Annotated in this window: 11 protein-coding genes; 4 read left to right on the top strand and 7 right to left on the bottom strand. The window is 43.5% G+C overall.

All coding sequences use genetic code 11. The features are described 5' to 3' along the window. The coding region (locus tag Q0K96_RS14005) for a choice-of-anchor J domain-containing protein (RefSeq protein WP_297334603.1) at positions 1-992 on the bottom strand (992 nt) is incomplete at its 3' end. A 218-nt stretch (positions 993-1,210) separates the two neighbouring features. On the opposite strand from Q0K96_RS14005, the gene Q0K96_RS14000 reads away from it, so the two are divergent. After that, positions 1,211-1,963, top strand: a complete 753-nt coding sequence (locus Q0K96_RS14000; RefSeq protein WP_297334602.1) for a UDP-2,3-diacylglucosamine diphosphatase — start codon at positions 1,211-1,213, stop codon at positions 1,961-1,963. A 44-nt stretch (positions 1,964-2,007) separates the two neighbouring features. Here Q0K96_RS14000 and recJ read toward each other — a convergent pair whose 3' ends face one another. From recJ to Q0K96_RS13975, 5 genes are read right to left on the bottom strand one after another with little or no spacing between them, the layout of a single operon-like run. After that, on the bottom strand, positions 2,008-3,705 hold the full coding sequence (gene recJ, locus Q0K96_RS13995; RefSeq protein WP_297334601.1) for a single-stranded-DNA-specific exonuclease RecJ: 1,698 nt from the start codon (positions 3,703-3,705) through the stop codon (positions 2,008-2,010). 42 nt (positions 3,706-3,747) lie between these two features. Further along, complete coding sequence (locus Q0K96_RS13990; RefSeq protein ID WP_297334600.1) at positions 3,748-4,497, bottom strand: sulfite exporter TauE/SafE family protein; 750 nt, start codon at positions 4,495-4,497, stop codon at positions 3,748-3,750. A 14-nt stretch (positions 4,498-4,511) separates the two neighbouring features. Then, positions 4,512-5,669: an RES domain-containing protein gene (locus Q0K96_RS13985; protein WP_297334599.1), complete on the bottom strand. Its 1,158-nt coding sequence runs from the start codon at positions 5,667-5,669 to the stop codon at positions 4,512-4,514. 12 nt (positions 5,670-5,681) lie between these two features. Next, complete coding sequence (gene rsmI, locus Q0K96_RS13980) at positions 5,682-6,359, bottom strand: 16S rRNA (cytidine(1402)-2'-O)-methyltransferase (RefSeq protein WP_297334598.1); 678 nt, start codon at positions 6,357-6,359, stop codon at positions 5,682-5,684. Further along, on the bottom strand, positions 6,359-7,639 hold the full coding sequence (locus Q0K96_RS13975) for a hypothetical protein (RefSeq protein WP_297334597.1): 1,281 nt from the start codon (positions 7,637-7,639) through the stop codon (positions 6,359-6,361). The genes rsmI and Q0K96_RS13975 overlap by 1 nt, the downstream gene beginning before the upstream one ends. A 102-nt stretch (positions 7,640-7,741) precedes the next feature. Between Q0K96_RS13975 and Q0K96_RS13970 the strand changes: the two genes are divergently transcribed. Continuing rightward, positions 7,742-8,389, top strand: a complete 648-nt coding sequence (locus Q0K96_RS13970; RefSeq protein WP_297334596.1) for a thymidine kinase — start codon at positions 7,742-7,744, stop codon at positions 8,387-8,389. On the opposite strand, the gene Q0K96_RS13965 is transcribed toward Q0K96_RS13970, so the two are convergent. Further along, the gene (locus Q0K96_RS13965) at positions 8,368-8,706 is read right to left on the bottom strand and encodes a hypothetical protein (RefSeq protein ID WP_223053608.1); all 339 of its coding nucleotides are present in this window, start codon (positions 8,704-8,706) and stop codon (positions 8,368-8,370) included. The two genes, Q0K96_RS13970 and Q0K96_RS13965, sit on opposite strands and share 22 nt — an antisense overlap. A 129-nt stretch (positions 8,707-8,835) precedes the next feature. On the opposite strand from Q0K96_RS13965, the gene Q0K96_RS13960 reads away from it, so the two are divergent. Together Q0K96_RS13960 and mscL are read left to right on the top strand one after the other, a co-directional pair. After that, positions 8,836-11,250, top strand: a complete 2,415-nt coding sequence (locus Q0K96_RS13960; RefSeq protein WP_297334604.1) for a bifunctional UDP-N-acetylmuramoyl-tripeptide:D-alanyl-D-alanine ligase/alanine racemase — start codon at positions 8,836-8,838, stop codon at positions 11,248-11,250. Positions 11,251-11,306: 56 nt separating this feature from the next. Continuing rightward, a complete protein-coding gene (mscL, locus tag Q0K96_RS13955; RefSeq protein ID WP_297334595.1) occupies positions 11,307-11,747 on the top strand; it encodes a large-conductance mechanosensitive channel protein MscL in 441 nt (146 codons plus the stop codon). Positions 11,748-11,854 lie beyond the last annotated feature (107 nt).

Below are 11,854 nucleotides of genomic sequence, written 5' to 3'. Positions count from 1 at the left end.
GAATATACCACATCATCACCGTTAAGGTAAGCTGCTGTACTACCACAGCCTGATGCACCTGGGCTTCCGCTGTAGTCATCACCAAAGTTTGAGGTGTTGTTGGTAGTAGAGTATGGCAGTGTAGCTATATTTATAGGGGCATTACAGGTTGCACCCAAAGCCACCGTACTAAAGAAGAACGGGCCTACCCATTCGCTTGTTCCGCCATCGGCACAAAGCGCACGAACGTAGAATTTGTAATCGGTATCCTGTGTTAATCCTGTTGCAGGATAAGGTGAGTCGCCGTTATAAACAACACCAACTTCTGTAGGGATGGCTGCCGCAGGCAGTATCTCAATTTCCCATGAAGTGGCGCCACTGTTGTTGGTCCAGGTTAGGTTAGCCGTAGTAAGCCCGAAGCTGTTAGCCCCAAGGTTGGAAGGATCGACACACTGTGATACCACAGATACGTTATCCACCAGCCAGCGGTCTCCGTTGTCGCCTGCCATAACAAAGGCAATGCGCACGTTCTGGCCTACAAATGTTGCAGGGATAGGCACCACTACTTCGTTATAAACAGTCTGAACCGGATTGATTTCCAGCTCTGTCCATTCCTCAACAAGCGTATAATCAGCAAATACACCGGCGTTAGCGGTGTTAGTGGTGATAAGCACCCTGTAGATCGATCCGTCATCCAGCGCCTGTGTAAGCCTGGAGAAGAAGCGTAGTTGCGGGTTTGCCGGTACAGGGAAAGTTGGTGTAACCAGCCAGTCTTCCGGTATGCCGGATGCAACGTTCTCCCTGTTCAGGTAAGCAGCGTGCGTACCTGCATAAGGGGGTTGGGTGACGTTACCTGCCTGGCTTTGCGCCCAGGTAACAGCCGGCCCAATGCCATTATTGTATATCTCCCAGCCGGCAGGCGGCCAGGTGCCTTCAAAGCCTTCAAGAGGCAATTGTGCGAAAGCGCAGAATGACATTAATGACATGAAAAGCATCAAGGTAATTTTTTTCATAGACATTTATATTTAGTAGTTTATGTTTAAGAACCGAAAATTAAGGAAAAAATGTTAATCAATTTGTGTATAAATTATACATATTTCACTTTTTGCCTAAAAAAAACAAAATTTTGTAGTTTTGTTATGAATATAAAAATCTATAACTTAATTAAGTTTTATAAGTTTATTTATCCATCTCCTGCCTTCATTATTATCTTTGCAGCAGGCACATATATATGAGTAACAAAAAAATATTCTTTGCATCCGACCAACATTTGGGAGCACCTACCCCGGAGCTTAGCTTTCCGCGGGAAAAAAAGTTCGTGAAGTGGCTTGACACTATAAAAGATGAAGCAGAAGCTATTTTCCTTTTGGGCGACCTGTTCGATTTTTGGTTCGAGTACAAAACCGTAGTCCCTAAAGGATTTGTTCGCGTACTTGGCAAACTTGCCGAAATAAGGGACAGCGGCATCCCTGTTTACTTTTTTACGGGTAACCACGACCTGTGGATGCATGATTATTTTGAAAAGGAACTTGATATACCTGTTTATCATAGGCCGCAGGAATTTACCTTTAACAATAAACGCTTCCTTATAGGGCATGGTGACGGCCTTGGGCCGGGCGATAAAGGTTACAAGCGGATGAAAAAAGTTTTTACCAACCCGCTTTCTAAATGGCTTTTCAGATGGCTGCACCCAGACGTTGGTGTAAGGCTTGCGCAATACCTGTCGGTTAAAAATAAACTAATATCAGGTGATGCAGATGTGAAATTTCTTGGCGAGGAAAACGAGTGGCTGGTACAATACAGTAAACGCAAGTTGGAAACCAAACACTATGACTACTTTATATTCGGGCACAGGCATTTGCCGATGCAGATTAAAATAGGCGAAAACGCCACCTATATAAACTTAGGCGACTGGGTGGGCTATTTTACCTATGGTATTTTTGATGGAGAAACTTTTGAACTGAAAGAATACAAGTCAATTTGAAAATTTGAAGATTTGAAAATTGCCCAATAAAAATACATTTTAAACTAATCTTCGCAGCGTATATCCCTTAACCGCAACTGCAAAGTAGTTTCACCATTCCAGGTGTTTTCATCTATAGAGTAAGCTGCATCAAATGTATTGCCATTGCAGGCCAGTTCTTTTTTGGCTGCCAGCCCAAAGCCCACCGCCGGGAAACCGGGACTCTCATCCTGCTTTACAAACAGGCGCAGGTGGCTGCCATCGGCACCCATTTCTTTACCATAACCACTGTCCTTAATAGTGCGGGTTAAGAAAACAGGTGTCATATTACCGGGGCCAAAAGGTTCAAACTGTTTTAATATGCGGCAGAATTTAGGGGTAATATCATTAAAATTAATTTCGGCATCAATACTTATTTCAGGAATAAGCAGCTCAGGATTGATAGTTTCCATAACTACCTGCTCAAAACGGGTGCGGAAGCCTTCATACTGTTCTTCTTTAAGTGTTAGCCCGGCAGCATACATGTGCCCGCCAAACTGCTCAAGATGCTCCGAACAGGCATCGAGCGCATTATAAATATCAAAATTCTTCACCGAGCGTGCCGAAGCCGCCAGCCTGTCGCCGCTTTTTGTAAACACAAGCGTGGGGCGGTAGTAGGTTTCGGTAAGGCGCGACGCCACTATGCCTATAACACCTTTGTGCCAGTTTTTATTATACACTACAGTAGTGTAACGATTTTCGTCTTTATTATCTTCTATCTGTTGCAGGGCCTCTTCCGTAATTTGCTTGTCAAGCCCACGGCGGTCGGCATTATATTCTTCTATCTGCGATGCAAATTTCTCTGCCCGGGCTATATTCATTTCGGTTAGCAGCTCAACGGCATGGTTGCCATGCTTAATACGTCCGGCCGCATTAATGCGCGGCGCTACTACAAATACCACATCACTAATGGTAAGATCTTTTTTCTTCAGGTTTTGGATGAGTGCCTTTATACCCGGCCGCGGATGGGTATTGATAACCTCCAGCCCGAATTTTGCCAGCACCCGGTTTTCACCAGTTATGGGTACAATATCGGCAGCTATGGCAGTGGCAACAAGATCGAGGTATGGGTTAAGGTCGGCTATAGTTTCGCCACGGTTGGCACCCAATGCCTGTATCAGCTTAAAGCCGACACCGCAGCCACACAGCTCTTTATACGGATAGTTACAGTCATCACGCTTTGGGTCGAGTACCGCTACAGCTTCGGGCAAGGTATCGCCGGGGCGGTGGTGGTCGCAGATGATAAAATCGATGCCCTTGCTTTTGGCATAAGCCACTTTATCAACCGATTTTATACCGCAGTCGAGCGCTATTATTAAGGAGCAGCCATTATCGTCGGCATAATCTATTCCCTGAGTAGAAACCCCATAACCTTCGGCATAGCGGTCGGGTATGTAGGTGGCGACATTAGGGTAAAACGAGCGCAGGTAAGATGACACCAGCGAAACCGCTGTAGTGCCATCTACATCATAATCGCCAAACACAAGTATATTCTCACCATTGGCTATTGCCGACTCTATGCGCTTTACCGCCTTATCCATATCCTGCATAAGGTAGGGGTCGTGCAGGTCTTCCAGCGACGGGCGGAAAAACTTTCGTGCCTCCTCAAAGGTTTCCACCCCGCGCTGCACCAGCAGCGAAGCAATAACGGCATCTACAGTAAGGGCTTCGGCAAGGTGTTGTACTTTATGGGTATCGGGTTGTGGTTTGAGAGTCCAGCGCATGAAAATCTTTTAGCATTGCGAAGATAAAAAACTTTACGGGTTTCAGGCGGCGCTATTACTGCCTGTCGTGAAATACTTTACTGCCTGAAAAATAGACGTAGCCACAATAACACTTAAAACAATGTACCGGAATACTTTTTCGGATGTGCGTTTTAAGATGAGTTTACCAATGTAGCTGCCCAATATACTGATACCTATTAAAAACGGAATCAGCACGAGGTACTCATTTTTAAAATAGCCATAACCCACATAAACTACCGCGCGGCTAAAATCGACACCCAGGTCTATAATTGCAGAAGTAGCAATAAATACCTCTTTAGGCAGGTTAAACGCCGCAAGTGTAAGCCCGCGGATGGCTCCGCCGGTGCCTACTAACCCTGCCAGTAATCCTGATGCCGTGCCCCCCATGTACAGGTTGGCGTCGGTTTGCTTTAATGTTTTATTGAAGTTGAATATCAGGTAAGCGGCGAGCAACACCAGTATAATATTCATTAAAAGCTCTATCTCGCCTGAAGGCAGGAAGGTAGTGAGCCATGCCCCAAGTATTACAAATATAACCGCAGGTATGCCTAACTTATAGGCAACATTACGGTTTATGCCTTTACGGAACAGCGCAATTTTAGAAAGGTTGCTAAACACATGAAAAACCGCAGTAATACCCAAAACCGTTTTAAAATCGAAGAAAAGCGATGCCACCGGCACAAACAAGATAGACGAACCAAACCCGGAAACCGTACCGATAACCTCACACACCAGGGCCAGCGCAGCAAACAGGTAGTAGTCTTCGTTCATGGGGAAAAAGATATTTATAAATCAAACTCCGAAAGTCTCTTTTCTATAGAGCCAATTTTAGCTAACCTTTTCCTACTGAGAATATATTCAATCTTTCCAAAAGCTGTTTCACCATATCCTGTGGAATGTTCATCAAACAAAGTTATACTCCTGTGATCACCAAAAATTTTACTATGGGTTTCTCCAGCAAATGTATGTGAAGCGACTTCTTCTCTCTCTAAGTTTGTAGGAATCGTTAACTCAAAACTATCTTTTAAGACACTACAAAAACCTGCGTTTAAAGACTTTTTAACAGGAAAAATGTAGTTGTAAGATTCGATATTACGAAGTCGGGTGTAGTCAACCTTGGTGGAGGGGAACTTTATACCATCTATTCCTCTCTTACTAGATACAAATTGCAATAAAAGTTGAGGAATAATATATTCAGGCTTAAAACTGGCGTCATCAACTTTTACTTTTATCGAACATATAAGAGAAATTGGAAATACAACTAAATAATCATAAATCAAATCTTCAGCATTTTCAACAATTTTATTATCATATCTATAGTTAGGATGAATACTTCTAATAAAATCACTCTTTCTTTCTAGCTTAATCACATTGAGCTGACGGATATTTTTGAATTTAGAAAACCATAGCTTTTTAATTTTGTACCTTCTAAATTCTTCCCAACAAGTGTATGTTGAATCGGACAAATATAAAGCTGGTAATCCTGGAATACTGAATCTACTTGTCGAAACTAAATGTCTGTTTTCAAAACCAATATGGAAAATATCTTCTCTAGAAAGATAAGCTTTGTAGTTGCAAACTCTAGCTCTGTATAGTCTTTTATTGATGGATAGTTTTTGTGTGCTATTTGGAATTTTAGTGCTGAAAATTTCGCTAATTCCTACGTGAAATACCTGTGTTGCCCTCAGAAGATTTCCATTATAATAATATTTTAATACATCGACAATTGTTTGCTTTAAACCTTCAATTCTTGTGAGCATGCGCTTTGCTTTTGAAATATCGTCAATCTCGCTAAAAAACTCATTTTTGAATATATCAACATAATCATCCAAAAGTTTCTCGACAAACTGTGGAAAAAAAAGATTGTCATTTTGGTACAGTGGAAAATCCAAAGGCATATCACTTAATCGTGATAGCAAACTAAGTACTCTATTATATTCCATATTTAATTTTCTTTACCTCCCCGGCTTACCTCCCACCACAGCTACAATCTCCCCTTTGGGCGGGTGGGCTTCAAAATGGGTTAAAACCTCTTTTGCAGTACCGCGAACAGTTTCTTCATGCAGCTTGCTCAGCTCGCGCGATACCGATACCGGGCGGTCTTCGCCAAAATACTGTACAAACTCTGCCAGTGTTTTAACCAGCTTGTGCGGCGACACATAAAACACCATAGTGCGCGGTTCTTCGGCAAGGGCAAGGAAACGGGTTTGCCTTCCTTTTTTGTCGGGCAAAAAGCCTTCAAACACAAACTTATCGTTGGGCAGCCCGCTGTTAACCAGCGCGGGCACAAAGGCCGTAGCGCCGGGCAGGCACTCTACCGGTATATTATTTTCTACACAGGCGCGGGTAAGCAAAAACCCGGGGTCGGATATGGCAGGCGTTCCCGCATCCGATATCAGCGCGATAGTCTCCCCTGCCTGTATGCGCTTTACAATGCCCTCTACCGTTTTATGCTCGTTGTGCATGTGGTGGCTCTGCATGTGCGTGGCAATCTCAAAATGCTTCATGAGCTTGCCGCTGGTACGCGTGTCTTCCGCCAGTATCAGGTCGGCTTCCTTTAGCACCTTTATAGCGCGAAAGGTCATATCCTCAAGGTTGCCTATGGGCGTGGGAACGATATACAGTTTGCCCATTAATCAAATTTTTTCTCTACCAGCGCCATAAAACGCTCTTCATATTCTTCTTTATCCTTCCAGTTATTATAGTCGGGCTTTACAAGGTCGTTTATAAAATCGCGGGCATCGCTGAATTTATCAAAGGTATTCAGTTGTGAAAGCACACGGTTAAGGTCTTCTCCGCTGCCTCCAAACAGGTGCTTTTCAAAAGCAATACGGTCGTTCAGCCCCAGGTTTATGGTTTTGCCAAAAGCATCGTTAAGCGAACGCTGCCCTGCCGTTGCTGCCGGTTGCGGTGCAGCCTGTTTTGGTGCTTCCTGTATTGCAGGCTCCGGTTTCAGCTCTTCTTTCAGTGCTTCCTGCCTGGGTTCTTCTTTGGCAGGTTCATCTTTTTTAGGCTCCCAGTTCTGCCAGTCGTCTTCCTCAGTTTTTGTTTCGGCAGGTACAGGCGTTTCGGCCTTTACATCATCTTTCCTTACAAACTCGGGCTCTTTATAATCGTGGAAATCCTCAAACGAGATCTCTTTTTGCTTTACAGGGGTTTCGGGTGCAGGCTTGCGCTCAAAGGCAAACTCAAACCCAACATCCGATTTTTCTGTTTCAGTGCCTTTATCGGCAGCTATGGTCTTTATTTCGGCATCCTCTGCCTTTTCTTCGATTTCAGGCGCGCTGTCCTGCTCTTTCTCATATACTTCTTTAACGGCTTCTTCTTCCGCTTTTACATCATCGACAGGCTTTTCAAGCTCTATTTTATGCTCGGGTTCTTTAGCTGGTTCTTCTTCCTTCTCATCCGCTACACCTGAATCAAATTCCGGCTTTGCTGCATCTTCATTTTGTGTTTCTTCTTCCTGCTGCTCCTTTTCATCTTCCACGCCCGAATCAAACGCCGGTTTTTCATCAGCTTCGTCAGCAGTATTTATTTCTTCCTGCACTTCTTCCTTTTCGGGTTCCGTTTCCTGTGGCTGCGTTTCCTCTGCTTTAGCCTCCTGTTGCTGCACTTTTTCTTCCTCCTTTACAGGGGCTTCGGTTTTTTCCGCTGTTTTATTTTCAGGCTCACCTTCAGTTTCAGCTTTTGGCGCCTGCTCTACTCCGTAAATTTCTTCCAGCTTTGCTTCGGCAGATGCATAGCCTATAGTTGGTTTTACATCGTTGAAATTATCTTCTACAAATTTTAGTACCGAGAGTTTTTCATACAGCCTGAGGGTTTCTTCCTGCAACTGCTCAAGCTCTGACCTGTTCTTTAATTTTAATATCCTGTGTGCTATACTAATTAATTCGGCTTCTAACTTTTTCTTCATAACTTTTAGGATTAAACGGAGTCGCGCAATAGATTTTTAATAAATTTGTTTACGTACAAAGTAACAGAAAACATTTCTGTTTTACAGCCTGAAAAATACAAAATGTTTCTCGAAAATACAGTTAACCATAAAGAGCAGTTCGGGTGGATTGAGGTGATATGCGGCTCGATGTTTTCGGGCAAGACAGAAGAGCTGATACGCCGCCTTAAAAGGGCGCAGTTTGCACGCCAGAAGGTAGAAATTTTTAAGCCCGCGATAGACACCCGCTACCATGAGGAAAAGGTAATATCGCACGACGCCAATGAAATTCGGTCAACGCCCGTTCCTGCCGCCGCAAACATTCGCATACTGGCGCAGGGTTGTGATGTTATCGGCATAGACGAAGCCCAGTTTTTTGACGACGAAATTGTAGCGGTTTGCAACGACCTTGCCAACAGCGGCGTGCGTGTTATTGTAGCCGGGCTGGATATGGATTTTAAAGGCAACCCCTTTGGGCCTATGCCTGCACTTATGGCTACCGCCGAATATGTTACCAAAGTACATGCCGTTTGCACCCGCACCGGCAACCTTGCCAATTACAGCTTCAGGAAAACCAACAATGATAATCTTGTATTATTAGGCGAAACAGAAGAATATGAACCCCTTAGCCGTGCTGCCTACTTTAAGGCGATGCGCGAAGGGCAGGGAAAAGGAAAAGATAAAAATGGCAGTAAGCCTATTGATGAAAATCAGGGTAGCGAAACAAAATGACCGATTAGCAGGCCTTCGGCTAAAATAGCTTCTCCTTCATAAATGGGCACATTGTTAAGGTCGCTCCAAACCAGTTTATATTTTGCATAGGTATTGGTATCTTTAGCGCTTATGGCGCTCACAATAAGCCTTGCATGCATTACTTTATCAGGTTCGCGCCAGGTAGTGGCATATTCACCCAGGTAAGGTTCAGGGCCTGCCACGAGCAAAACAGAGTTTTCGGTGCTAACCGTAAACTGCTCATTGTTGGTGTACTCACCCTGCAGGTTACCATCCTCTGTTTTTTTCATGTAAAAAGACCCTATAATCCTGCTCATAATGTGGTGCCTTATCCGGGGCAAAAGTACAAAACATAATATGTTTTAGCCCTATTAAAAAACAGGCAGATTAAACTTATTTCTTACTTTTACAGTAATACAAAAAGCATTATACCCTTGAGCATCGGCATACAGCAAATACAGGAAGCCCTTTCGGCAACAACACAATTAACTACACTAAACGCCACAATAGATAATGTATCTATAGACAGCAGGTCGCTGCAAAATAATGCCGGCACACTGTTTTTTGCATTGCAGGGACATAACCGCGACGGGCACACCTATATACCCGAACTGATAGAAAAAGGCGTAGCCAATTTTGTGGTAAACTTTGTGCCTGAAAGCACAAAAGGCAGGGCCAACTTTTTTGTGGTTGATAATACCCTGAAAGCACTTCAGGATTTTGCAGGATATTACAGAGGCTTATTCCGTTTTCCTGTAATAGCTGTAACAGGCAGTAACGGCAAAACCATTGTAAAAGAATGGCTCAATTACCTGCTTAGCCCCGATTATAATATCATCCGCAGCCCCAAGAGCTATAATTCGCAGGTGGGTGTGCCGCTTTCGGTAATAGGTATAAACGAAAAACACAACCTCGGCATTTTTGAAGCGGGTATTTCTACCACAGGCGAAATGGAGAAACTGGAAACTGTTATAAAGCCCGATATTGGCATACTTACTAACATAGGAGCAGCACATGATGAAGGCTTTAACAACAGAGAAGAAAAGATAACAGAAAAGCTTAGGCTGTTTACCAATGCCAAGGTGCTTATCCTTCAAAAAAATGAGGCAATACAAAAGCACCTACATCATATAAAAACATTTACCTGGAGCTATAACGGCGATGCGGATGTAAACATTAACCGAAGCGCCAATATACTCACTGTAGCTCATAAAGATGAAACATTCGGCATAAACCTGCCTTTTGCGGATGATGCATCGGTAGAAAATGCCATTAACTGCATGATGGCAATGCTGCACCTGGGGTATAACAGCCAAACCATTTCAGAAAGGCTTGCAGGGATTTACCCGGTTGAGCTGAGGCTGCAGGTTAAGAACGGCATAAACAACTGCACCATTATTGATGACAGCTATAGCGCCGACTACCAGTCGCTTAAAATAGCGTTAGACTTTTTAGAGCAGCAAAAAACACATAAAAAGAAAACGGTTATCCTCTCGGATGTTTTTCAGAGTGGGTTTATACCTGATGAGCTTTACACTAAAGTTGCAGCCCTGCTTAGGGGCAACAACATAAGCAAGGTTATCGGTATTGGCGAAACCATAAGCAGGCAACTGGCAGATTTTCCTAATTTTTATCCGTTTAGAACCACTCAGGAGTTTTTAGCGCAGTACAACCCCAACACATTTGAAGATGAAACCATACTGGTAAAAGGCGCACGCAGTTTTAGGTTTGAGGAAATAGTGGTACTGCTGGAAGAAAAAACACATGAAACCGTACTGGAGATAAACCTGAATGCCGTAATACACAACCTTAACTTTTACCGTTCGCGGCTAAAGCCCGAAACCAGACTTATGGTTATGGTTAAAGCATTTGGCTATGGCAGCGGCAGCTATGAAATTGCCAAGGCACTTTCGCACCACAAAGTAGATTACCTGGGTGTAGCCTTTGCAGACGAAGGCATTGCCCTGCGTAATGCAGGCGTTACCACCCCTGTTATTGTAATGAACCCGGAGAACTCTGCCTTTAACGCTATGATTGCCTATAACCTTGAACCGGAGATTTATTCTGTAAAAGAGCTAAAGGCGTTTATTGCACTGGCGCAGCAAAAAAACCTGAGCAACTACCCCGTTCATATAAAACTTGATACGGGCATGCATCGTTTAGGGTTTGAAGAACCGCAGCTTGATGAGCTTATCGCGCTGTTGCATAATAACAATTTTATTTCAGTTAAAAGCCTGTTTTCCCACCTTTCGGCAAGCGACAATCCGCAGTTCAGGGATTTTACCCTGCAACAGATAGCGCGTTTTGAGCAATGGTCGGGCAGGCTGATGCAGCAGTTACAAATAAACCCCATAAGGCACATACTTAACACCTCCGGTATTTATAATTATCCCGAAGCACAATTCAACATGGTGAGGTTGGGCATAGGGTTGTATGGCGTGGGCAACGACCCTGAAGAGCTGAAGCAGCTTGAAAACGTCGGTACCTTAAAAACGGTAATACTACAGGTTAAAGAAATAGAAGCCGGCGAAAGCGTGGGCTACAGCCGCCGTTTTATGGCCGAACAAAAAACGTGTATCGCAACTCTGCCCATTGGCTATGCCGACGGTATTCCGCGTGCGTGGGGTAACGGCAAAGGCTATGTAATGATAAACGGCAAAAAAGCATTTATTACAGGCAGCATTTGTATGGATATGATGATGGTAAACATTACAAATATAGATTGCAAAGAAGGCGACAGGGTAATTGTTTTTGGCAAACAGCCTTCGGTTACAGAGATAGCAGAGGCGCTGGGCACAATACCTTACGAGATTTTAACAGGAATTTCGCAACGTGTTAAGAGGGTGTTTTATAAAGAGTAAGGTAAATTTTGTAAATTAGCGTTTAACCAAATCAAAAACCTAAAATGTGACTGCTTATGGGATTCTTTAAAGACTTTAAGGCCTTTTTGATGAAAGGCGACATCATTAACCTGGCAACAGCCGTAATTGTGGCAACCGCTTTTGGCTCTATTGTAAAATCGTTTACGGATGATATATTAATGCCGCCTATCGGGCTTGCCCTTAACGGGGTAGATTTTACCGAATTAAAAATAATCCTGCAAGAGGCACAGCCGGAACAGGTAGTTAACGGAGAAACCATTGCAGCCGTACCTGCGGTAAGTATTAATTATGGTAACTTTATCCAGCTTATATTAAACTTTGTCATTATAGGTTTTTGCATCTTCCTGTTATTAAGGGTATATGCAAGAACTAAGGAAAAAGAGAAAGAATCTCCGCAACCTGCTTCGCCACCCGGGCCAAGCGCACAGGAGCAGCTACTTATGGAAATTCGCGATGCGTTAAAGGCAAAGCAATAACAAGTTAGTGTCCGCTACACTATATATTCTTAAAAATTATTCCTAACTAAACCGCCCTACCACAGGCGGTTCTTTTTTATTATAACATTTTCAGTGCTGAAAAAGCA

The sequence above is a fragment of the Flavobacterium sp. genome, assembly GCF_024305175.1.
Lineage (GTDB): Bacteria > Bacteroidota > Bacteroidia > Flavobacteriales > Flavobacteriaceae > Flavobacterium.
This window is presented reverse-complemented; position numbering and strand designations above follow the sequence as displayed.

Excerpts from the sequence above, each read along its gene's own strand:
- Q0K96_RS13990 (WP_297334600.1), bottom strand. The coding sequence starts at position 4,497 with ATGAACGAAGACTACTACCTGTTTGCTGCGCTGGCCCTGGTGTGTGAG.
- rsmI (WP_297334598.1), bottom strand. The coding sequence starts at position 6,359 with ATGGGCAAACTGTATATCGTTCCCACGCCCATAGGCAACCTTGAGGAT.
- recJ (WP_297334601.1), bottom strand. The coding sequence starts at position 3,705 with ATGCGCTGGACTCTCAAACCACAACCCGATACCCATAAAGTACAACAC.
- Q0K96_RS14000 (WP_297334602.1), top strand. The coding sequence starts at position 1,211 with ATGAGTAACAAAAAAATATTCTTTGCATCCGACCAACATTTGGGAGCA.
- Q0K96_RS13975 (WP_297334597.1), bottom strand. The coding sequence starts at position 7,639 with ATGAAGAAAAAGTTAGAAGCCGAATTAATTAGTATAGCACACAGGATA.
- Q0K96_RS13965 (WP_223053608.1), bottom strand. The coding sequence starts at position 8,706 with ATGAGCAGGATTATAGGGTCTTTTTACATGAAAAAAACAGAGGATGGT.
- Q0K96_RS13970 (WP_297334596.1), top strand. The coding sequence starts at position 7,742 with ATGTTTCTCGAAAATACAGTTAACCATAAAGAGCAGTTCGGGTGGATT.
- mscL (WP_297334595.1), top strand. The coding sequence starts at position 11,307 with ATGGGATTCTTTAAAGACTTTAAGGCCTTTTTGATGAAAGGCGACATC.
- Q0K96_RS13985 (WP_297334599.1), bottom strand. The coding sequence starts at position 5,669 with ATGGAATATAATAGAGTACTTAGTTTGCTATCACGATTAAGTGATATG.